The organism is Pseudoduganella sp. GW821-FHT11H04, from assembly GCF_058807935.1.
In genome coordinates this window covers 159,020-180,463 of the sequence record NZ_JBXARE010000003.1, presented here as the reverse complement: position 1 = coordinate 180,463, position 21,444 = coordinate 159,020, and the positions used below count along the sequence as shown (strand labels likewise).

General features: G+C 59.6%; 18 protein-coding genes. 12 read left to right on the top strand and 6 right to left on the bottom strand.

Annotation, left to right across the window (positions count from 1 at the left end; all coding sequences use genetic code 11):
* Window positions 1-72 precede the first annotated feature (72 nt).
* Complete coding sequence (locus tag AC1RTP_RS07815; RefSeq protein WP_498606118.1) at window positions 73-474, bottom strand: MerR family transcriptional regulator; 402 nt, start codon at window positions 472-474, stop codon at window positions 73-75.
* Window positions 475-522: 48 nt separating this feature from the next.
* Here AC1RTP_RS07815 and AC1RTP_RS07810 point away from each other — a divergent pair, with 48 nt between their 5' ends.
* Both AC1RTP_RS07810 and AC1RTP_RS07805 read left to right on the top strand, forming a co-directional pair.
* The gene (locus tag AC1RTP_RS07810; RefSeq protein ID WP_498606116.1) at window positions 523-1,569 is read left to right on the top strand and encodes an MBL fold metallo-hydrolase; all 1,047 of its coding nucleotides are present in this window, start codon (window positions 523-525) and stop codon (window positions 1,567-1,569) included.
* Window positions 1,570-1,856: 287 nt separating this feature from the next.
* Window positions 1,857-2,267 carry a hypothetical protein gene (locus AC1RTP_RS07805; RefSeq protein ID WP_055939058.1) on the top strand — a complete coding sequence of 137 codons (411 nt, stop codon included), beginning with the start codon at window positions 1,857-1,859 and terminating at the stop codon, window positions 2,265-2,267.
* Between the two features lie 208 nt (window positions 2,268-2,475).
* On the opposite strand, the gene AC1RTP_RS07800 is transcribed toward AC1RTP_RS07805, so the two are convergent.
* On the bottom strand, window positions 2,476-3,057 hold the full coding sequence (locus AC1RTP_RS07800) for a UbiX family flavin prenyltransferase (protein WP_498606113.1): 582 nt from the start codon (window positions 3,055-3,057) through the stop codon (window positions 2,476-2,478).
* Entirely contained in the window at window positions 3,050-3,367 is a 318-nt protein-coding gene (gene grxD, locus AC1RTP_RS07795; RefSeq protein ID WP_090435811.1) for a Grx4 family monothiol glutaredoxin, read from the bottom strand. Before grxD ends, AC1RTP_RS07800 begins: the two co-directional genes overlap by 8 nt.
* Window positions 3,368-3,488: 121 nt before the next feature.
* Here grxD and AC1RTP_RS07790 point away from each other — a divergent pair, with 121 nt between their 5' ends.
* The gene (locus tag AC1RTP_RS07790) at window positions 3,489-3,812 is read left to right on the top strand and encodes a PadR family transcriptional regulator (RefSeq protein WP_498606111.1); all 324 of its coding nucleotides are present in this window, start codon (window positions 3,489-3,491) and stop codon (window positions 3,810-3,812) included.
* Complete coding sequence (locus AC1RTP_RS07785) at window positions 3,809-4,327, top strand: DUF2812 domain-containing protein (RefSeq protein WP_498606108.1); 519 nt, start codon at window positions 3,809-3,811, stop codon at window positions 4,325-4,327. Before AC1RTP_RS07790 ends, AC1RTP_RS07785 begins: the two co-directional genes overlap by 4 nt.
* 151 nt (window positions 4,328-4,478) lie before the next feature.
* Here the strand turns inward: AC1RTP_RS07785 and AC1RTP_RS07780 are convergent, their stop codons facing one another.
* Complete coding sequence (locus AC1RTP_RS07780) at window positions 4,479-6,827, bottom strand: Tex family protein (RefSeq protein ID WP_498606106.1); 2,349 nt, start codon at window positions 6,825-6,827, stop codon at window positions 4,479-4,481.
* A 205-nt stretch (window positions 6,828-7,032) separates the two neighbouring features.
* Between AC1RTP_RS07780 and AC1RTP_RS07775 the strand changes: the two genes are divergently transcribed.
* The 8 genes from AC1RTP_RS07775 to AC1RTP_RS07740 all read left to right on the top strand — a co-directional run bounded on the left by AC1RTP_RS07775 (window position 7,033) and on the right by AC1RTP_RS07740 (window position 19,969).
* On the top strand, window positions 7,033-10,143 hold the full coding sequence (locus AC1RTP_RS07775) for a DEAD/DEAH box helicase (RefSeq protein WP_498606105.1): 3,111 nt from the start codon (window positions 7,033-7,035) through the stop codon (window positions 10,141-10,143).
* 10 nt (window positions 10,144-10,153) lie between these two features.
* A complete protein-coding gene (locus AC1RTP_RS07770; protein ID WP_498606103.1) occupies window positions 10,154-11,185 on the top strand; it encodes a PAS domain-containing sensor histidine kinase in 1,032 nt (343 codons plus the stop codon).
* A gap of 87 nt (window positions 11,186-11,272) precedes the next feature.
* Entirely contained in the window at window positions 11,273-11,953 is a 681-nt protein-coding gene (locus AC1RTP_RS07765) for a response regulator transcription factor (RefSeq protein ID WP_055939590.1), read from the top strand.
* Window positions 11,954-12,016: 63 nt separating this feature from the next.
* Window positions 12,017-12,733 carry a transposase gene (locus AC1RTP_RS07760; protein WP_498606101.1) on the top strand — a complete coding sequence of 239 codons (717 nt, stop codon included), beginning with the start codon at window positions 12,017-12,019 and terminating at the stop codon, window positions 12,731-12,733.
* A 224-nt stretch (window positions 12,734-12,957) separates the two neighbouring features.
* Window positions 12,958-17,679, top strand: coding sequence for a glutamate synthase-related protein (locus AC1RTP_RS07755; RefSeq protein ID WP_498606099.1), 4,722 nt, complete (start codon window positions 12,958-12,960; stop codon window positions 17,677-17,679).
* 15 nt (window positions 17,680-17,694) lie between these two features.
* Complete coding sequence (locus tag AC1RTP_RS07750) at window positions 17,695-19,158, top strand: glutamate synthase subunit beta (protein ID WP_498606097.1); 1,464 nt, start codon at window positions 17,695-17,697, stop codon at window positions 19,156-19,158.
* A 276-nt stretch (window positions 19,159-19,434) separates the two neighbouring features.
* A complete protein-coding gene (locus tag AC1RTP_RS07745) occupies window positions 19,435-19,683 on the top strand; it encodes a hypothetical protein (RefSeq protein WP_498606095.1) in 249 nt (82 codons plus the stop codon).
* A gap of 73 nt (window positions 19,684-19,756) precedes the next feature.
* On the top strand, window positions 19,757-19,969 hold the full coding sequence (locus tag AC1RTP_RS07740; protein ID WP_498606093.1) for a hypothetical protein: 213 nt from the start codon (window positions 19,757-19,759) through the stop codon (window positions 19,967-19,969).
* 138 nt (window positions 19,970-20,107) lie between these two features.
* Here the strand turns inward: AC1RTP_RS07740 and AC1RTP_RS07735 are convergent, their stop codons facing one another.
* On the bottom strand, window positions 20,108-20,458 hold the full coding sequence (locus tag AC1RTP_RS07735; protein WP_498606091.1) for a hypothetical protein: 351 nt from the start codon (window positions 20,456-20,458) through the stop codon (window positions 20,108-20,110).
* Window positions 20,459-20,556: 98 nt separating this feature from the next.
* A complete protein-coding gene (locus tag AC1RTP_RS07730) occupies window positions 20,557-21,000 on the bottom strand; it encodes a hypothetical protein (protein ID WP_498606090.1) in 444 nt (147 codons plus the stop codon).
* Between the last annotated feature and the right edge of the window lie 444 nt (window positions 21,001-21,444).

Genomic DNA, 21,444 nt, shown 5'->3' with positions numbered 1-21,444 from the left:
CTATTGGAGTTAGGTGTTGAAGCGCAAATGATACGCCTGAGTGACGTTAACGTAAACGTCAACTAGCGTTGTTCAGGCTGCTGTTTGCTTTTCGGCAAGTGCCGCCAGCAGGCGCTTGCACTCTTCCTCGTGGGTGGAGATCTCTTGCAGGGACATTTCGATGTCCTCGCGCTGTTGTTCCAGCGTCTCACGGTGCTGGGACAGCACGCCCAGGAAGCGGTTCATCTGGGCTGCGGTGTCCTTGGGCGACTCGTACATGTCGACCAGGCTCTTGATTTCGCTGAGCGACAGGCCGATGCGCTTGCCGCGCAGGGTCAGCTTGAGGCGCGTGCGGTCACGCGGCGTGTAGACGCGATTGCGGCCGCCGGCCCCTTCGCGCGAAGGCGCCAGGAGGCCCTGGTCTTCGTAAAAACGGATAGCGCGCGGGGTGATGTCGAATTCGCGGGCGAGTTCAGTGATGGTGTAGGTCGGCATGGCTTACAATGGATCTTCCGTTTACGTAACGTCAATCTATTGTACGCCATGAACCCGCTCGAATCCCAGCTTGACTATCCATTTGGCGACGCCCTGCCGGCCAGCGGCGCGGTGTTCGAAGTCGCGTCCGGCGTGGCGTGGATGCGCTTGCCGCTGCCCTTTGCCCTCGACCATATCAACTTGTGGCTGCTGCGCGAAGAAGGCGGCTGGAGCGTGGTCGATTGCGGCGTGGCGCTGGATGCCAGCAAGGAGGCCTGGAATGCCGTGCTGGCCGGACCGCTGGCGGCGCAGCCTCTAAAGCGAGTAGTGGCCACTCACTGTCACCCGGACCATGTGGGGCTGGCGGATTGGCTGTGCCAGCGTTTTGGCGTGTCGCTGTGGATGACGGCTGGCGAGTATGGCTTTGCGCGCATGATGTCGGCCGGCCTGCCGGGCGTTGACGGCCCTTCGGCGGTGCCGCATTTCGAGCGTCACGGCCTGGTCGATCCCGACATGCTGGAGAAGATGCGTTCGCGCAAGAACTACTACCCTTCGCTGGTACCCTCGGTGCCGGCGTCCTATGTGCGCATGCAGGAGGGCCAGCTGGTGCCGGCCGGCGACTGCAGCTGGCGCGTGATCACCGGCTTCGGCCATTCGCCCGAGCATGCCGCCCTCTATTGCGAGCAGCTGAATGTGCTGATCTCCGGCGACATGGTCCTGCCGCGCATTTCCACCAATATGTCGGTCTTCGCCGTTGAGCCGGAGGCGAACCCGCTGCAGCAATACCTCGATTCCCTGGAGCGCTTCGCCGGCCTGCCGCATGACGTGCTGGTGCTGCCATCCCACGGCCGCCCGTTCCGCGGCCTGCATACCCGCACCAAGCAGCTGCGCGAGCACCACGAGGCGCGCCTGGCCGAGGTGCTGGCCGCCTGCGCCGACCAGTCGCGCTCGGCAGCGGAAATTGTGCCCATCATGTTCCGCCGCCCGCTGGATGCCCACCAGCTGAGCTTCGCGCTGGGCGAGGCGCTGGCCCATCTGCACAAACTGTGGCGAGATGGTATCGTGCGCCGTGATACCGGCAATGACGGCATCATAAGATTCATCAAGGCTCAATAAGTTACCGGCAGTCCTTAATACCAGCTGACCGGTCGACAACTAAGACGGCCTCTAGGTTTGTAGTCGTAAATCAACTTTATTTCTAAAGTTGTAACCGATTGCTTGTCGTCCTGACAAGTAGATTCTGCTATTTTCACCGGATTCGACCGAAAGAAATTCGGATTGGCAGAGCAGGAAATCGGACAGTCTGTAGCGCCAATTGTTAATTGTTGTAATTTACAATTGTCACAATTGGTCTGATGATTCTAGAGACTGACATTCATGTTGTGACATGAAATAGTGCAACTATGAATTCTTCGAACGAACGTGAAAGCTTCAGCCAGCGACTTCAGCAGGCTTTGAAAAACGCCCACTATTCTCCGGACAGCCCTACCCGGCTGGCGCGCGAGTTCAACATCAGGTTTGAGGGCAGACCGATTACGGTCCACGCGGCCCGAAAATGGCTGGTTGGCGAGGCGATTCCAACCCAGGAAAAGCTGCGCATGATTGCGCAGTGGCTGGGCGTTCCTGCTGAGTGGCTACGCTTTGGCGGAGCCGAAATCGAGCATCATAACGGTGATACGAATGGCAGTAGCCTGGCCCGCTTTGAGTCGGCAGACGTGAAATTGATCGCTGATTTGCAACGTCTCGACGACCATCACAAGCAAATCGCGCGCGAATTTATTCGCATGCTGGTCAGGGTCAACTACCAAAAGTAACATTTCGGCACTATTTGTCCTGCGCAAAGCGCGGCAAATAGGGCCGGTTTCAGATGCGAGTTTTACATAGCGCGCCGGCTCCCGGCGCGCCCTGCCTGGATGCTGAAATCATGCATTTAGCGCAATCCGAATGGCGTCCTGCCATGTCACAAACGACCATACCACTTTGTAACAGTCTTGATACATTAGCCCGTAAAAGCGCATGTTTTCAAGGGTTCATACCATTCCAGCGTGGGGCCAGATTGTGACATATGCCGAATAAATCGATCACGCGGGCGACCGTGTGGTCCACCATTTCATCGATGGTTTTCGGCTGGTGGTAAAAACTTGGCAATGGCGGAAAAATAATGCCGCCCATTTCAGTCACGGCCGTCATGTTTCGTAAATGCGCAAGATTTAAAGGCGTCTCGCGCACCATCAGTATCAAGCGGCGGCGCTCTTTCAGCATGACGTCAGCGGCACGGGCGATCAGGTTGTCGGACAGGCCGTGCGCGACCGAAGCCAGGGTTTTCATCGAGCAGGGGGCAATCACCATGCCGTCGGCCTGGAAGGAGCCGCTGGCGATGGAGGCGCCAATATTGTTCTGCTTGTGGACGACGTGGGCCAGCGCTTCGACTTCCTTGCGCTGCAGGCCGGTTTCCTGGTGGAGGGTGAGGACTGCGGCGTCGGAGATCACCAAATGTGTCTCCACGCCGGAAATATTGCGGAGGTGCTGCAGCAGCCGCACGCCGTACACGGCGCCAGTGGCGCCAGTGATGGCAATGACCAGCCGCTGCGGGCGATCAGCCATTGTTGTCCAGCAGGGCCTTCAGTTCGCCGGATTCGTACATCTCGGACATGATGTCGGAGCCGCCGATGAACTCGCCGCGTACATACAGCTGCGGGATGGTTGGCCAGTTCGAGTATTCCTTGATGCCTTGGCGCACTTCCGCGTCGTCCAGCACGTTCACGGTGGCGATGTTCTCAACGCCGCAAGCTTTCAGGATCTGGATGGCTCGGCCAGAAAAACCGCACTGTGGGAACTGGGCGGTGCCCTTCATGAACAGCACGACAGGGGTGTTGGTCACGGTTTCTTTGATCCAGGTTTGTACGTCGCTCATTGCATTCTCACTGCTAAGGATTGGAATCCCGCCATTTTACCGCGAAACAGCAGTGTGCCTGTTGACACAGGTCATGAATCGATGCCACTATATCGACACTCGATATAGCGCTATTCGATATATGGATTACTCAAAATACCTGCCCTTGTCGGAGGCCAGCTTCTACATGCTGGCGGCCCTGACCGAACCGTCCCACGGCTACGCCATCATGCAAAAGGTGGAAGCCATGAGTGGCGGCGCGGTCACGATCGGTCCCGGCACCATGTACGGCGCCTTCAACACACTGGAAAAGCAGAAACTGATCGCCAAGGTGGCGGAAGAGGAGCGGCGCAAGATCTACGCGCTGACCGACCTGGGCAGGCAAGTGCTGGCGGAGCAGGTGCGCCGGCTGGAGATCATGGTGCAAAGCGCCCACGCGGCGCTCAAGCTCGGGAGGGCGGCATGAAGAGGGTATGGAAGTGGTGGTGGGCCTGGCAGGACCGCGAACACGAAGAATGGCTGGCTGCGCAATCGCGCCAGGGCCTTCACTTGCGCAGCATGGATTCGCTGGGACTGCTGCACCGTTTCGAGCAGGGCGCGCCCGCCGACTACGTCTACCGCTGGGATTTCAAGATCAGCGGCGGCAAGGGTGATTACCGCCAGCTGTTCCGCGATGCGGGCTGGGAGCTGGTCGGTGAAGTGGCGGGGAGCTGGATGTGCTGGCGCAAGCTGGCCGGTCCAGGGACGCAGCCCGAAATCTTCACCGACCGTGCTTCCCAGGTCGCCAAATACCGCAACCTGCTCCTGACCATCATTCCAGGACTGTCGCTGCTGCCAATGGTCCTGCTGGACCGCGGTCTCTGGCAGGATATGCAGGCCGGCAGCCAGATCGCCGTCGGCGTATTCGGCCTGTCGCTCTTCAGCATTTCGCTTTCCGCATTCGCCTCAATGGGCATCTGGCGCCGCCTGCGGCAGATTTGAAATTCGGTGCCAAATTCGGTGCCAGGTCTGTCAATCGGACAGCTAGCGCCAACATTTGATCTACCTCAATACGGGATTTGTCCACTTTTCTCGTATTGAGATAGATCAAAGAAGTACTCTGTCTGTCCAAATGACAGACCTGGCACCGGTTTTAGCCGCGCAGCTTGGCGAAGGCCGCGGCCATCGAGCCTTGCTGGGCCGGCTCGCGCGATTGCTGCTTCTGCTGCTGGCCCATGGCGCGGCGGTCGTTGCGGTCGCCGCGCTGTTCAGGGCGCGATCCGGCGGCCGGGGCGCTGTCGCTCAGGCGCATGGTCAGGGCGATACGCTTGCGCTTCACGTCCACTTCCAGCACTTTCACTTTCACCACCTGGCCTGCCTTCACCACCGTGTGCGGGTCTTTGACGAAGGTGTTCGACAGGGCGGAAATGTGGACCAGGCCGTCCTGGTGCACGCCGATGTCGACGAAGGCGCCGAAGGCGGCCACGTTCGTCACCACGCCTTCCAGGATCATGTCCACGCGCAGGTCGCTGATTTCTTCCACGCCTTCCTTGAAGGTGGCGGTGGTGAACTCAGGACGCGGGTCGCGGCCCGGCTTTTCCAGTTCCTTGATGATGTCGGTCACGGTCGGCACGCCGAATTTTTCGTCGGCATACTTAGCCGGCGACAGGGATTTCAGCAGCTTGCTCTCGCCGATCACGCCGCGCACATCCTTCTGGATGTCGGCCAGGATTTTTTCGACCAGCGGGTAGGATTCCGGGTGGACTGCGGACGCGTCCAGCGGGTTTTCGCCGCCCATCACGCGCAGGAAGCCGGCGGCTTGTTCGAAGGTCTTGTCGCCCAGGCGTGGCACATTTTTCAGCGCGGCGCGGGAGGCGAAGGCGCCCTTCATGTCGCGGTAGGTCACGATGCTCTGCGCCACGCTGGCGGATAGGCCGGAAACGCGCGCCAGCAGCGGGGCCGATGCGGTGTTTACGTCCACGCCGACGGCGTTTACGCAATCCTCAACCACGGCATCCAGCGAACGCGCCAGCTGGGTTTGCGATACGTCGTGCTGGTACTGGCCAACGCCGATCGACTTTGGATCGATCTTCACCAGCTCGGCCAGCGGGTCTTGCAGGCGGCGTGCAATCGAGACTGCGCCGCGTAGCGACACGTCCAGTTCCGGCAGTTCGCGCGAAGCGTATTCGGAAGCCGAGTACACCGATGCGCCGGCTTCGGAGACCACGATCTTGGTCAGCTTCAGCTCAGGGCACTGCTTGATCAGGTCCTGCGCCAGCTTGTCGGTTTCGCGCGAGGCGGTGCCGTTGCCGATCGAAACCAGCGACACATTGTGCTTGGCGGCCAGTTGCGACAGGGTGTGCAGCGAACCGTGCCAGTCATTGCGCGGCTGGTGTGGATAAATGGTGGAGGTATCCACAACCTTGCCAGTGGCGTCGACCACGGCAACCTTCACGCCGGTGCGCAGGCCAGGGTCCAGGCCCATGGTGGCGCGCGGCCCGGCTGGCGCTGCCAGCAGCAAGGCTTTCAAGTTGGTAGCGAATACATTGATGGCGTCCAGCTCGGCTTTTTCGCGCAGGGCGCCCATCAGTTCGGTTTCCAGGTGCATGAAAGACTTCACGCGCCAGGTCCAGCGCACGGTGTCGGCCAGCCATTTGTCGGCTGGGCGGCCGGCTTGTTTGATGCCGAAACGGGCCGAAATGCGGCTTTCGCATGGGTTATGCGGGGCATCCCACTTCGGTTTTTCTTCTTCCGTATCCAGGCGCAGGGTCACGTCCAGCATGCCTTCGCGGCGTCCGCGCAACAGTGCAAGGGCGCGGTGGGAAGGGACGGCGGCCAGCGGCTCCGAGTAATCGAAGTAATCGGCGAACTTTTCGCCCTCCTCTTGCTTTCCGTCAACAACTTTGGACTCAACTACGCCATGATCTTGAACATATTCGCGCAGCGATTGCAGCAGGGTGGCGTCTTCCGCGAAGCGTTCCATCAGGATCTGGCGGGCGCCATCCAGTGCGGCTTTCGCATCGGCAACACCAGGATTCTTGCCGTCGGCGGTTTCGAAGGCTTCGCGCAGGTAGCCGGCGGCTTGTTCGTCCGGATTCAGGCTTGGATCACCCAGCAGAGCCTCGGCCAGCGGAGCCAGGCCGGCTTCGATAGCGATCTGGGCCTTGGTGCGGCGTTTTAGTTTGTATGGCAGGTAAAGGTCTTCCAGACGGGTCTTGTCCTCTGCGTGCATGACCGCATCTAGCAGCTCCGGCGTCATCTTGCCTTGCTCGGTAATCGAATTGACGATCGCTTCGCGGCGGTCTTCCAGTTCGCGCAGGTAGCGCAGGCGCTCTTCGAGGTTGCGCAGCTGGGTGTCGTCCAGCCCGCCGGTCGCTTCCTTACGGTAGCGGGCGATAAACGGTACGGTGGCGCCTTCGTCCAGCAGGGCGATGGCGGCGGCGACCTGGACCGGCTTGGCGGCCAGTTCGACGGCGAGGCGTTGTTCGATAGAAGGCAGCATGACGGTGTTTCCAAACTGTGAAGGCCGAAATCATACAACGCCGCATCGCCAACCCGCCACAGAATCGATTATTATTAATTAGTTAATGTTGTCCGTCTAACTTGTAGTTGCACTAAGTTAGGATTTTCACAAACACGAAACTGTAGAAGGCGGATAATATTGCATGTTGCTGTTTTTGAACCGCTGATTTAAAAGAATGCGCCCAATGGATATTACCCGCGACGAAGCCCGCGAAACTCCAGTCGCACCGGCCCCCGCACCTGCCGCTCCACCTAACCAGCTTCCCTATGCTGTGGCGACGTGGTTGCAGAGGGTGGATGCAGCCGCGCATCCCAAGCCTAAACTGGCCCCGGTCGAAATCGACCCGAAACAGACTAACTACAAACTGATTTACGTGCTGGCGCCCACCAGCGGCGGACGCCATGTTGCGCTCTGCCTGTACAAGGCGCGCCTGAAGCCGAACGGCGACGTGGCTGCGGCCAGCCCGGTCAGCGAAGTGTTCTCCCTGCTCTCCGCTCCGCCGGCTTTCCTGGCGCCGGGCGATGAAGACCTGGTGCGCTTCTTCGTGGCCATGCGTAGCGGCCCCAATTCGCAGACCGGTAGCGCGACTGAGCCGCGCGGCAAGATTGGTGCGGCACTTCTGCAAATGTTGTCGGAACAAGACAAGCTGCTGTGGGCCAACTCCTGGTCGGATGTCGGCAATGGCCTGGTCTACCCGATGAAGTCAGGCGATATTCGCATTGCCAGCCTGGCCTGGCGCGAAGAAGGCAAGGGCCTGCGCCTTGGATGGCAAGTCGACGTGCCAGAGGGCCCTAAGCACCACGGCGCCGACCAGATCGACTACATGCTGCCGACCGAGCCGCCGTGGTACATCGATAACCTGTCCACCGGCGTCCTGCAACTGAACCAGGGCGGCACCACCATCCCGCTGGCTGACCTGCAAGCCCTGGTGGCGCAGGCACCGCTGCTGATGCCAAACGACAAGATGCGCGTGTCCCAGCTGCTGCTGGCGCATGGCTTGCAACAGCTGATGCCGTTGCCACAGCCGCTGCCGCAGCGCGTGCGCACCGACGTCAAGCCGCGTCCTATCCTCGTGCTCGATTCCGCGCAGCTGGCCGATGGCACCATGCAGCGCTGGAACGATTACGCCGTGCTGTCCTACGACTACGATGGCGAGCGGGTTTCCTTCGACCCGTCACAGCGCGTGGTGCGCCAGCGCGGCGACGTGACCGAGATCATCCAGCGCGATGAAACTGCTGAAACAGCCGCACTGGAAACCCTGACCCAGCTTGGCTTCAAGAAGCCGACCGCCCTGCCGCTGTCGAGCGTGCGCGGTGGCCTGCTACTGGCCAACCAGGCCGACTGGATCCGCTTTGCCGAGTCCGGCATTGTCGAACTGGAGGCTGCCGGCTGGCGCGTCGAGAAGTCGCCGAAGTACCGCTACGATATGGTGGTGGTGGAGGAGTGGTATGCCGAAGTCGAGGAAGAAACCACCGACAACGGCAACGCCTGGTTCGACCTGGAGCTGGGCATCACCGTGAACGGCGAGCGCGTGCCTCTGCTGCCGGTGCTGGTGCAGATGATCCGCAACTTCCCGAACGATTTCAGCCCGAAAGCACTGGCCGTGCATGGCGAAGCGGACCAGATGCTGGCCGTACTGCCGGAAGGCACTCGCGTGGCCCTGCCATGGAACCGCCTGCGTCCTATCCTGGCCACGATTGGCGAGCTCTACTTCAGCGAAAAAATCCGCCACTCGGTGCGCATGTCCTCGCTGGACGCCGCGCGTCTGGATGAGCTGGCGCGCAATGTCGAATTCCAGTGGACCGGCGGCGAAGAACTGCGCGAAATGGGCCACAAGCTGAACCAATTCTCGTCGGTGAAGCGCGTGCCGACCCCGGCTGGCCTGCGGGCTACCCTGCGCGACTACCAGACTGACGGCTTGAGCTGGATGCAGTTCCTGCGTGAGTACAACTTCGGCGGCATCCTGGCCGACGATATGGGCCTGGGTAAGACGGTGCAAACCATCGCCCACATCCTGGTGGAGAAGGAGGCCGGCCGTCTCGATCACCCAGCCCTCGTCATCGCGCCTACCAGCCTGATGAACAACTGGCAGGACGAAACCGCCCGCTTCGCGCCTGGCCTGAAAGTGCTGCTGTTGCAAGGTAAAGACCGCGCCGAACTGTTCGACGAAATTCCGAAAGTCGACCTGGTGCTGACCACCTATGCGCTGCTGCCGCGCGACGAGGAAAAACTGCGCGAGCATGATTTCCACCTGGTGATCCTGGACGAGTCGCACTACATCAAGAACACCCGCTCCAAGGCTGCACAGAGCGCCGGCTTGCTGCGCGCACGCCACCGCCTGTGCCTGTCCGGCACGCCGCTGGAAAACCACTTGGGCGAGCTGTGGTCGCAATTCCACTTCCTGCTGCCTGGCTTGCTGGGCGATGAGAAAACTTTCAACAGCAACTTCCGCCATCCGATCGAACGCCAGGACGATCCGCAGCGCCGCATGCTGCTGAACCGGCGCATCAAGCCTTTCCTGGTACGCCGTACCAAGGACAGCGTGGCCAAAGAACTGCCGCCGAAGACCGAGATGGTGCGCAAGGTGGAACTGTCGGGCGCCCAGCGCGACCTATACGAAACCGTGCGCTTGGCCATGGACCAGAAAGTGCGTGACGAGATCGACCGCAAGGGCGTAGCACGCTCCCAGATCGTGATCCTTGAAGCGCTGCTCAAGCTGCGCCAGGTCTGCTGCGACCCGCGCCTTGTTAAGAGCACCAAGAAAGCCGCCACGACCGGTTCGGCCAAGCTGGTCGACCTGATGCAGATGGTGGAAGACCTGCTGGAAGAAAAGCGCAAGATCCTGGTGTTCTCGCAATTCACCTCGATGCTGGAACTGATCGAGGAAGAGCTGGAAGCGCGCGACATCCCGTACGCCCTGCTGACAGGCGAAACGCGCGACCGCGGGGCCCAGGTAGCGGCCTTCCAGCAAGGCGCGGTGCCGATCTTCCTGATCTCGCTGAAAGCAGGCGGTGTGGGCCTGAACCTGACCGCGGCCGACACTGTGATCCACTATGACCCATGGTGGAACCCGGCCGCTGAAAACCAGGCCACCGACCGCGCCTGGCGTATCGGCCAGGACAAGCCGGTGTTCGTCTACAAGCTGATCGCCAAAGGCACGCTGGAAGAAAAGATCCAGCTGCTGCAGCAGAAAAAATCGGACCTGGCGCAATCCGTGCTGGCCGAAGGCGAATCGCAGAAGATGGCTTTGACACAGGAAGACTTGCAACAAATCTTCGCCCCATTACAGGACTAAGGATTTCCGCATGCTGAGTGCAGAACACTATCGCCAGATCCTGGACCACAGTAGTGACGTACATTGGATGCTGGACTGCGATAGTGGCCAGCTCCTCTACGTCAGCCCTTCCGCCGAGCAGCTGTTCGGCTATGTGCCCGAGCTTGCCCAGCAGGTAGCCGAAAGCCTGATGGGCGATCTGTTCGAACGGTTGGAAGCGTTCACCTCCGGAGATGGCACGCGGCGCCACACCGTGCGCGAAGCCGAGCTGGTGGGCGGCGATGGCGTGCTGATCCCGGTGGAAATCGAATCGACCCTGGTGCCCGATGTCGCGAGCGGCGCGCTGCGCCTGGTCGGCACCGTGCGCGACATCCGCGACCGAATCGAACGCGAAAAGCAGCAAAAGAAATTCGCCTCCATGGTGTCGCATGAATTCCGCACGCCACTGTCGACGATCGATGGCGCCATCCAGCGCTTGGAAATGACGTCGCAGAACGCCGACGAAAACACCAAGAAGCGTTATCGCAAAATCCAGACCGCAGTTGACCGCTTGCTGGAGCTGATCAACGAGTACCTGAGTCCGGAGCGCCTGGCCAGCATCGGCCGCAAGCGCCAGCCCGATGAAGTTTCGCCGGAAGCCTTGCTGGAAACGGCCGCCGAGCAAGCACGCCAACGCCGTGCTGGCATCACCGTACGTGCGGAAGGCTTGCCGCAATGGATGCGTTGCGATCCGCAAGGCATGCGTTTGTGCCTGGACATACTTTTAGATAATGCCCTCAAGTACACAAATGATAACGTTGCGATAGAATTACAGGGAAGGAAGGCTAGCGAAGGCGGGATAGAACTTTTCGTCATAGATCGCGGCGCCCACGTTCCGGATGATGAGCTAGGCAAACTCTTCGACAAGGGTTACCGAGGCAAGGCTGCCGCAGGGCAAGCCGGTTCCGGCCTCGGCCTATATATGGCCAAAAATGTTGTAGAGGTTCACGGCGGCACGCTTTCTGTGGAAAATTTGCCTGAAAGCGGCAAGAAATTTCGGATTTGGCTCCCTATCGCTGCTTAAGGGTTGCGCAGCCCGTGACACATGGTGATAATTCTTTGACGCAAGCCCCAAACCCCGGCTTGCGACAGAATGGAAAATGGCGCATCAATGACGCAAATACTGATCGTGGAAGACAACCTGGAGTACGCCGAAGAGATGGCGGATTTCCTGGCTGAGCTTGGCCACGTAGTTCATACTACCAATAACGCTCAAGAAATGTGGTCCGCCCTCAGCCAGGGCACCGTGGGCGTAGTTGTACTCGACCTGGGCTTGCCGGACGAGGATGGCTTCAATGTCATCCCGCGCATGCGCCAGCTCTATCCACAGATTGGTTTGCTGGTGCTGACCGGCCGCGTGGCCTTCGATTCCCGCATCATGGGCCTGCGCCTGGGCGCGGACCATTACCTGACCAAGCCAATCAAATTCCCGGAACTGGCTGCCCACATCGAGGCGCTGGACCGCCGTGTTGGCCCGCAGGAAGCGATTCCCGTGCCGAGCAAGTGGACCCTGAAGGTTTCCGCCCGCCAGCTGGAACTGCAGGGCCAGGCGATTACCCTGACCGAGAAAGAGTGCAATTTCCTGCACTTGCTGACCATTAACACCCGTCCCGTGCCGCGCCAGGTGATCGTGGCCGGTATCGGCGGCGATGACCCGGATGCCGGCCGCCGCGTCGACATGCTCGTGTATCGTTTACGCAAAAAAGCGCGTAGCGGCCTGGGCCAGGATTTACCCCTGCGTTCGGCCTATGGCGAGGGCTATAGCCTGTCCGCCAGCTTCAATCTCTCTTAAAAGGGACAGAGTCATGCAATCTGGGTAGAATCGGGGTTTCCCGATCCTACCCTTTTTGCTTTTATGGCCCGTTTGCCCCGACTCGTCGTTCCCAACCAGCCTCATTACATCATCCAGCGCGGCCTGAATGGCCAGCAGGTTTTCCAGGATGATGAAGATTTCAGCAGTTTTATCGCCTGGATGCGCGCCGCCGCCCGCCAATACAAGGTGGCGGTGCACGCCTACACCCTTTTGCCGGGCGAATTGCATCTTTTAGCCTCGCCAAGCGATGAAGAAGGCTTGGGTGGCATGATGCAATGGATCGGGCGGCACTATGTCCCTTATTTCAACCAAAAGTACTCCCGCGCCGGGACTTTATGGCAGGGGCGCTATAAGACTTCGGTGATTGAGGCTGAGCGCTTCTTCATTTCTTGCTCTAAATACATCGAATTCGCTGCCGTGCGGGCGCGGTTGGCTGAAGGGCCGGAACATTATGAGTGGTCGAGCTACCCGCACCATGCCGGGATCCGTCCGGATGGGGCAGTGACCGACCATCCCCTGTACTGGGGGTTGGGGAATACGCCGTTCCAGCGGGAGGCTGCCTATATAGAACTGGCGGCGCAGGGGTTGGGTGGGGCGGAGACGCGGGCGATCGAGAGCGCGGCGCTCAAGGGCTGGCCTCTGGGTAGTGACAAGTGGAAGGCTGAGCTGGAGCGGCGTATGAAACGGCAGGTATTGCCGGCTAAGCGCGGGCGGCCAGCCAAAACCGGTAAACCGGCCGGGGGGGCCGTACCCGCCTGACCCGCAGGGTCAGGCACCTTCCTGATGCGGCGGACGCAGGCCAAGTGTCAGACCCTGCGGGTCTGACACTGAATTACCGGTTTTGGCATCACTCTGTCCCCAATTAAATTTCAGAGCGACTGTCGATGATTTAATTCGACACCGACCCTATTTATTTTTCTTGCGAGAATTTGTGCACTGCATTACTCTGGATTTTCGTGACCAAAAATTCAGCGGAGAATCGCATGCAAGCGCAAGGTTTGTACAACCCAGCCAACGAACATGACGCCTGTGGCGTCGGTTTCGTCGCCCACATCAAAGGCAACAAGAGCCACTCGATCGTCGAACAGGGTTTGATGATCCTGAAAAATATCGACCACCGGGGCGCGGTCGGTGCCGACAAACTGATGGGCGACGGCGCAGGCATCCTGATCCAGATTCCTGACCAGTTCTACCGCGATGAGATGGCCAAGCAAGGCGTCGAGCTGCCGCCGCCAGGCGAATACGGCGTCGGCATGGTCTTCCTGCCAAAAGAAAACGCTTCCCGTATCGCTTGCGAACAGGAAATCGAGCGCGCCGTGCGCATCGAAGGCCAGGTCGTGCTGGGCTGGCGTAACGTGCCGGTCGACTGCGAGATGCCGATGTCGCCGCGCGTCCGCGAAAAAGAACCAGTCATCCGCCAGATCTTCATCGGCCGCGGCCAGGATGTGATGGTGACTGACGCGCTGGAACGCAAGCTGTACGTGATCCGCAAATCGTCGGGCCACGCGATCCAGGCGCTGAAGCTCATCCACGGTAAAGAATTCTTCGTGCCGTCCATGTCGGCACGTACCGTCGTATACAAAGGCCTGCTGCTGGCTGACCAGGTCGGCGTGTACTACAAGGACCTGCAGGACCCGCGCTGCATCTCCGCGCTGGCGCTGGTCCACCAGCGTTTCTCGACCAATACCTTCCCTGAGTGGCCGCTGGCCCACCCGTACCGCCTGATCGCGCACAACGGCGAGATCAACACTGTGAAGGGCAACTTCAACTGGATGCGCGCCCGCGAAGGCGTGATGAAGTCGGCCGTGCTGGGCGACGACCTGCAGAAGCTGTTCCCGCTGATCTATGAAGGCCAGTCCGACACCGCTTGCTTCGACAACGCGCTGGAACTGCTGCTGATGGCAGGCTATCCGCTGGCACAAGCGATGATGATGATGATTCCTGAAGCGTGGGAAAACCACACGCTGATGGACGACAACCGCAAGGCCTTCTACGAATATTACGCATCGATGATGGAACCATGGGACGGCCCGGCCGCCATGGCCTTCACCGACGGCCGCTACATCGGCGGTACCCTGGACCGCAATGGCCTGCGCCCTGCCCGTTACATTGTGACCGACGACGACCTGGTGGTGATGGCGTCCGAATCCGGCGTGCTGCCAATCCCGGAATCGAAGATCATCCAAAAATGGCGCCTGCAGCCAGGCAAGATGTTCCTGATCGACCTGGAGGCCGGCCGCATCATCGACGACAAGGAACTGAAAGACACCTACGCCAACGCCAAGCCATACAAGGCATGGATCAACGCCGTGCGCATCAAGCTTGGCGAGCTGAAAATGAGCGAAAGCCAGACCGCCGGCAACGTGGCGAAATACGGCCCGGCCAACGGTGAGAAGCAGAGCGCTTCCCTGCTCGACCGCCAGCAAGTATTCGGCTATACCCAGGAAGACATGCGCTTCATCCTGGCGCCAATGGCGATCAATGGCGAAGAAGCCATCGGCTCGATGGGTAACGACTCGCCGCTGGCCGTCACTTCCAACAAACTGAAGCCGCTGTATAACTACTTCAAGCAGCTGTTCGCACAGGTGACCAACCCGCCGATCGACCCGATCCGCGAAGCGATGGTGATGTCGCTGGTGTCCTTCATCGGCCCTAAGCCGAACCTGCTGGATACCAACAACGTCAACCCGCCAATGCGCCTTGAAGTGGCACAGCCGGTGCTGGGCTTTGATGACATCGCGCGCCTGCGCAGCATCAGCCAGCACACCGGCGGCAAGTTCAAGTCCTATGAACTGAGCATCTGCTACCCGCTGGCCTGGGGCAAGGAAGGCGTCGAAGCGTCGCTGGCATCGCTGTGCGCGGAAGCCGTGGACGCCGTCAAATCCGGTCACAACATCCTGATCCTGTCCGACCGCAGCGTCGGCCCTGACCGCGTCGCGATCCCAGCCCTGCTGGCTACCTCGACCATTCACCTGCACCTGGTGAGCAAGGGCCTGCGCGCCTCCACCGGCCTGGTGGTGGAAACCGGCTCGGCCCGCGAAACCCACCACTTCGCCCTGCTGGGCGGCTACGGTGCGGAAGCCGTGCACCCATACCTGGCAATGGAAACCCTGGCCGAACTGGCGCACTCGCTGCCAGGCGACCTGACTCCAGAGAAGGCGATCTACAACTACACCAAGGCAGTGGGCAAGGGCCTGATGAAGGTCATGTCCAAGATGGGCATCTCGACCTATATGTCCTACTGCGGCGCGCAGATCTTCGAAGCCGTTGGCCTGAACCGCCAACTGGTCGACAAATACTTCCGCGGCACCCAGTCGAACGTGGAAGGTATCGGCCTGTTCGAAGTGGCTGAGGAAGGCCTGCGCCTGCACAAGCTGGCCTTCAGCGATGATCCTGTCCTGGCCGACCAGCTGGACGCCGGCGGCGAATACGCCTACCGCGTGCGCGGCGAAGACCACCTGTGGACCCCGGACGCCATCGCCAAACTGCAGCACTCGACCCGTTCCAACAACTACTCGACCTATAAAGAGTACGCACAGCTGATCAACGACCAGACCAAGCGCCACCTGACGCTGCGCGGCCTGTTCGAGTTCAAGATCGACCCGACCAAGGCGATCCCGCTGGACGAAGTGGAACCGGCCAAGGAAATCGTCAAGCGTTTCGCGACCGGTGCAATGTCGCTGGGCTCGATCTCGACCGAAGCCCACGCCACCCTGGCCATCGCCATGAACCGTATCGGCGGCAAGTCCAACACCGGCGAAGGCGGCGAAGATCCACGCCGTTATTCGAACGAACTGAAAGGCATTCCGATCAAGGTCGGCGCCACCCTGGCTTCCGAACTCGGCAAAGACCAGATCGAATCGGATATCCCGCTGCAGGAAGGCGACTCGCTGCGTTCGCGCATCAAGCAGGTAGCATCCGGCCGCTTCGGCGTGACCGCGGAGTACCTGAATTCCGCCGATCAGATCCAGATCAAGATGGCGCAGGGCGCTAAGCCGGGCGAAGGCGGCCAGCTGCCGGGCCACAAAGTGTCCGAGTACATTGCGCAGCTGCGCTTCTCGGTACCGGGCGTGGGCCTGATCTCGCCGCCACCGCACCACGACATCTACTCGATCGAAGACCTGGCGCAGCTGATCCACGACCTGAAGAACGCCAACCCGCGCGCTTCGATCTCGGTCAAGCTGGTGTCGGAAGTCGGTATCGGTACCGTGGCTGCCGGTGTGTCGAAAGCCAAGGCTGACCACATCGTGGTGGCCGGCCATGACGGCGGCACCGGCGCTTCGCCGCTGTCCTCCGTCAAGCACGCCGGTACCCCATGGGAACTGGGCCTGTCCGAAACCCAGCAAACCCTGGTGCTGAACGGCCTGCGTAGCCGTGTGCGTGTACAGGCCGACGGCCAGATGCGTACCGGCCGCGACGTGGTGATCGCCGCCCTGCTGGGCGCCGACGAAGTGGGCTTCGCCACCGCACCGCTGGTGGTGGAAGGCTGCATCATGATGCGCAAGTGCCACCTGAACACCTGCCCGGTCGGCGTTGCGACGCAAGATCCGGAACTGCGCAAGAAGTTCCAGGGCAAGCCAGAACACGTGGTGAACTACTTCTTCTTCGTCGCTGAAGAAGCCCGCCAGCTGATGGCGCAACTGGGTATCCGCACCTTCGACGAACTGATTGGCCGCGCCGACCTGCTGGACAAGTCGAAAGCCATCACCCACTGGAAGGCACAGGGCCTGGACTTCAGCAATGTCTTCTACCAGCCGAAAGTGGACGACGGCAAGCTGGTTTACCACACCGAAGAACAGGACCACGGCCTGGACAAGGCACTGGACCTGAAGCTGATCGCACAAGCCAAGCCAGCGCTGGAAAAAGGCGAGCGCGTCTCCTTCATCTCGCCGGTGAAGAACGTCAATCGCACCGTCGGCACCATGCTGTCGGGCGAAGTGGCCCTGAAATACGGCCACGCCGGCCTGCCGGACGACACCATCCACATCCAGCTGCAAGGCACCGCTGGCCAGTCGGCTGCAGCCTTCCTGGCAGCGGGCATCACCATCGACTTGGTGGGCGAAGGCAACGACTACGTGGGCAAGGGCCTGTCGGGCGGCCGCATAATCGTGCGTCCGAACACCGAGTTCCGCGGCTGGGCTGTGAACAACATCATCGTTGGTAACACCGTGATGTACGGCGCGGTTGCCGGCGAAGCCTTCATCAACGGCGTGGCCGGCGAGCGTTTCGCCGTGCGTAACTCCGGCGCCACCGCGATCGTGGAAGGCCTTGGTGACCACGGTTGCGAATACATGACCGGCGGTACCGTGGTCGTGCTGGGCGCCACCGGCCGTAACTTCGCGGCGGGCATGTCGGGCGGTATCGCCTACGTGTACGACCCGGACGGCGAATTCCACAGCAAGTGCAATATGTCCATGGTAAGCCTGGAAGACGTGAAGGCGGCAGCCGACCAGCTGGTCGACAAAGCCACCTGGCACAGCCAGCATCGCAATGGCGAGCCGGAGGCCGACGAAACCATCCTCAAACGCCTGATTGAACGCCACTTCAAACACACCGGCAGCACGCGCGCGCGCCTGTTGCTGGACAACTGGAACGAGAGCCGTTCCAAGTTCGTCAAAGTGTTCCCGAGCGAGTACAAACGCGCTCTGGTGGAAATGGCAGATAACGCCGCGATCGAAGCGGAAACTCAAGCAATCGCAGCGTAAGAGAGGATCATTAAAATGGGTAAGATCACCGGTTTCATGGAATTCCAGCGCCAGGAGGAAAGCTACCTGGCTCCAGAGGCTCGCCTCAAGAACTATAAAGAGTTCGTCATCCACCTGAGCCACGACCAGGCCAAGGTGCAGGGCGCACGCTGCATGGATTGCGGCATCCCGTTCTGTAATTCGGGCTGCCCGGTCAACAACATCATCCCGGACTGGAATGACCTGGTGTACCGCGGCCACTACCGCGAAGCACTGAACACGCTGCACTCGACCAACAACTTCCCGGAGTTCACGGGACGCATCTGCCCGGCGCCTTGCGAGAGCGCCTGTACCCTGGGCATCCACGAGCTGCCAGTCGGCATCAAGTCGATCGAACACAAGATCATCGACGAAGGCTGGGAGCACGGCTGGGTCGTGCCGCAGATTTCCGACGTCAAGACCGGCAAGAAGGTCGCGATCGTTGGTTCCGGTCCTGCAGGCCTGGCCGCAGCGCAGCAGTTGGCGCGCGTCGGCCACGACGTGACCGTGTTCGAGAAGGCCGACCGCATCGGCGGCCTGCTGCGCTACGGCATCCCTGACTTCAAGATGGAAAAGGTCCACATCGACCGCCGCGTCGAGCAGATGGAAGCGGAAGGCGTGAAGTTCCGCACCTCCGTCCTGATCGGCAAAGACTTCCCGGCATCCGTGGCCAACGGCTCCAAGGAAACCATCTTCCCTGAGGATCTGGAAAAAGACTTCGACGCCGTCGTGATGGCTGGCGGCGCGGAAACCCCGCGCGACCTGCCAGTGCCAGGCCGTGAACTGAAAGGCGTCCACTTCGCGATGGACTTCCTGCCGCAGCAGAACAAGGTCAACGCAGGCGACAAGGTCAAAGACCAGATCAAAGCCACCGGCAAGCACGTGGTCGTGATCGGCGGCGGCGACACCGGCTCCGACTGCGTCGGCACCTCGAACCGCCACGGCGCCGCCAGCGTCACCCAGTTCGAACTGATGCCAATGCCACCGGAACAGGAAAATAAGCCGATGGTATGGCCATACTGGCCGACCAAGCTGCGCACCTCCTCTTCGCACGAAGAAGGCTGCGAGCGTGACTGGGCTGTCGCCACCAAGCGCCTGGAAGGCAAGAACGGCAAAGTCGAAAAACTGATCGCCTGCCGCGTCGAATGGAAAGACGGCAAGATGAGCGAAGTGCCGAACTCCGAGTTCGAGATGAAGGCCGACCTGGTGCTGCTGGCTATGGGCTTCGTTTCGCCAGTGGCGCAAGTGCTGGACGCGTTCAGCGTCGACAAGGATGCACGCGGCAACGTCCGCGCGCAGACCGAAGGCGACAACAGCTACAAGACTAGCAAGCCAGGCGTGTTCGCAGCAGGCGACATGCGCCGCGGCCAGTCGCTGGTAGTGTGGGCGATCCGCGAAGGCCGCCAGTGCGCACGTGCTGTCGACGAGTACCTGATGGGCAGCTCCGTTCTGCCACGCTAAGCAAGTCCCTCCACGTCAAGCGCACAGCCCAGTGCGCTTGACGTTCTCCCCCTTCAGCGTAAACTGGCTTCACGCATTCAATGCGAGGCAGCCATGCAGAGCAACCATCTCAACGATCGATGGTCCGAATCCAGCCGCAGATTGCACATGGAGTTTCGCGCATTGCGCCGTGAACTTTGTGTCGCGATTGCCTTAGCGTTTATTGCGTCAGTCGAAGTCTGGCTTGCCGTCTTTAAGATTTACAATGACGGATAGCGTTGCATTCGTGAGTTAGCCATGAACAATCACGAGCAAGAAAAGACAACTGACCCCGTCCGTCTTCCGCAGACATGCGTAGAGGCACGCTTGCTTAGAGTGGAATCCATTCTGGAAGTAGTGCTGAACGAGATCCGCGATTTGAAGTCAGGACAAAAAGATCTTGCCGAGCAACTCATGAAAATTCGCACAACTGATTTTCGGGTGCTAGTCGGCATGGTCATCACTGTCGGCATTGGACTCGCGGCGGCGATCATTCGTTCGATCTAATCCAATCGGATGGTTCAAATGTACAGCCCAGTGCGCTTCACGACCTTCTTCACGTAATAAGAACGGGGTGGCCATGCAAAGCGAACCACCACCTAAGCAGAACGGTGAAATAGAAAGCCGTTTGTCACGTCTCGAAGTTACCACGGAGCATCTTGTCAACGATGTCCGCGACCTACGCGCGGATTTCCGCATGGTGATTGGCCTGCAAATTGCGACACTAGGAATGATTGTTACGGTGGGGCTTGGAACTGCGCCATTGATCGTGAAAGTATTTGGCGGTGGCTAGGATCTTGATGCACAATCCGTCCTTCTCATAACCTCAGATACTCCAAACTTGACCTGGCGCTTGCTACAAGTTCGGAGGCAGCTTACGCCCCTTTGCGGAAGTTCGCAATTATTTTCGAGTTCGCCCCAAAGCCGACGTTTACTCGTACACGGCGTGTGCCAATGATTCAACTGTTGGGAAGTCGCGCAACGCAACGTGGAAGCTGTAGTCCATGTCGACGGCCTGTAGGTCGACTTTTATTACCTTTTGAAGCTCAACCGCAAAAGAAAGTGAGCATGCGTTCAATCCCTCAGCCGTAATAGTTTGGGCCTTAGCGCTTATACGGATGATCGTACTTTCTCTTGCGTACCTATATTCACATTGGAAAATCGCACCGATAAAGTTGCCTCTTCTAGCGTTCGTCGTGCCATCCATTGAGACGATAGCGTCGATTGTCGTATCGACATCGAACTTCAGACCTTCCCCGATGAAAATCAACAGTTTTGTCATGTTTCTCAGTTGTTTGTATGTCTGCCCCTGGCCGACATCTGCATATTGCTTCTCGTGCAGCTTACCGACAGCTGCCAGTGGTTTGGTCGGGGAAGTTGCTATCTGTCATTTAGCGCCAAAAGATCTCGGCGTATGGCTGTTAGCTCAGCCTCATAAGAGGCGGGAAAATATCGATCAATATCTGCATTGGCGATCATACGTCGAACGCTTTCGAAAAATTGTTCCCTCATTTCGGTGCGCTTTGTCGGCACAGAGAATCGTCGTTTAAGAGCCGCCACATATGCATCCGACTTCCCGAACGCAATCTCGGCGAACTCAATCGAGCAACAGTAATCGAAACGATCAATAAGCGAAGCCAGCTGCAGCGCGAGCCGCAATTCCGATGACGAGACATGTTCTGGAAGCAATTCGGTGTCACCGGACTTCCAAAGTGTGAGAACCAAATGAATTAATTGCTGTCCGTTCATTGTCGTGGCAGATAACTCGTTATTAATCAAAACTAAACTATGTAGCATAATCAGCGGCGATTGAGCCGCGGCCAACCTTTTGCCTGGCAAAACCGCGCACGAATTGAGGGGCTGGTATTGGCCGGTAGTACGATTTCGAATCCCAGGTTAAGCCCCAGTTGCATCACTAAGAATTTCCCAACGACTTGTCGCTGGATCGTATGCAATATTGCCGTTACGCCGAAGTGCCTGCAATCGCTCGTTGATGGTTGTGTCAGCACTTTCGCTTGGGGATACACCGGCTCGCCGGACGTTGAGGCGCAGAGCTTCGGTTCGAACAGCGGCAACTGCCAAAAGCTCCTGCAGCCGTAGCGGACGGTGCGCGAGCGACTCAATGATCGAAGAGTCAATGGAAAGGAAACTATTCTTCATCGCTAGTTATTCGCACCTTTGCGCGGTCGCACGTCAAATTCTCAACGGCCGACGGGCCGCTGTTTGGCCGGATTCGGAAACCGAAGGGATTAGTAAGGAGCTCTTCCT

Bases quoted from the DNA above. Each gene is read 5' to 3' on its own strand.
- AC1RTP_RS07815 (WP_498606118.1), bottom strand. From the start codon at position 474: ATGCCGACCTACACCATCACTGAACTCGCCCGCGAATTCGACATCACC.
- AC1RTP_RS07810 (WP_498606116.1), top strand. From the start codon at position 523: ATGAACCCGCTCGAATCCCAGCTTGACTATCCATTTGGCGACGCCCTG.
- AC1RTP_RS07805 (WP_055939058.1), top strand. From the start codon at position 1,857: ATGAATTCTTCGAACGAACGTGAAAGCTTCAGCCAGCGACTTCAGCAG.
- AC1RTP_RS07800 (WP_498606113.1), bottom strand. From the start codon at position 3,057: ATGGCTGATCGCCCGCAGCGGCTGGTCATTGCCATCACTGGCGCCACT.
- grxD (WP_090435811.1), bottom strand. From the start codon at position 3,367: ATGAGCGACGTACAAACCTGGATCAAAGAAACCGTGACCAACACCCCT.
- AC1RTP_RS07790 (WP_498606111.1), top strand. From the start codon at position 3,489: ATGGATTACTCAAAATACCTGCCCTTGTCGGAGGCCAGCTTCTACATG.
- AC1RTP_RS07785 (WP_498606108.1), top strand. From the start codon at position 3,809: ATGAAGAGGGTATGGAAGTGGTGGTGGGCCTGGCAGGACCGCGAACAC.
- AC1RTP_RS07780 (WP_498606106.1), bottom strand. From the start codon at position 6,827: ATGCTGCCTTCTATCGAACAACGCCTCGCCGTCGAACTGGCCGCCAAG.
- AC1RTP_RS07775 (WP_498606105.1), top strand. From the start codon at position 7,033: ATGGATATTACCCGCGACGAAGCCCGCGAAACTCCAGTCGCACCGGCC.
- AC1RTP_RS07770 (WP_498606103.1), top strand. From the start codon at position 10,154: ATGCTGAGTGCAGAACACTATCGCCAGATCCTGGACCACAGTAGTGAC.
- AC1RTP_RS07765 (WP_055939590.1), top strand. From the start codon at position 11,273: ATGACGCAAATACTGATCGTGGAAGACAACCTGGAGTACGCCGAAGAG.
- AC1RTP_RS07760 (WP_498606101.1), top strand. From the start codon at position 12,017: ATGGCCCGTTTGCCCCGACTCGTCGTTCCCAACCAGCCTCATTACATC.
- AC1RTP_RS07755 (WP_498606099.1), top strand. From the start codon at position 12,958: ATGCAAGCGCAAGGTTTGTACAACCCAGCCAACGAACATGACGCCTGT.
- AC1RTP_RS07750 (WP_498606097.1), top strand. From the start codon at position 17,695: ATGGGTAAGATCACCGGTTTCATGGAATTCCAGCGCCAGGAGGAAAGC.
- AC1RTP_RS07745 (WP_498606095.1), top strand. From the start codon at position 19,435: ATGAACAATCACGAGCAAGAAAAGACAACTGACCCCGTCCGTCTTCCG.
- AC1RTP_RS07740 (WP_498606093.1), top strand. From the start codon at position 19,757: ATGCAAAGCGAACCACCACCTAAGCAGAACGGTGAAATAGAAAGCCGT.
- AC1RTP_RS07735 (WP_498606091.1), bottom strand. From the start codon at position 20,458: ATGACAAAACTGTTGATTTTCATCGGGGAAGGTCTGAAGTTCGATGTC.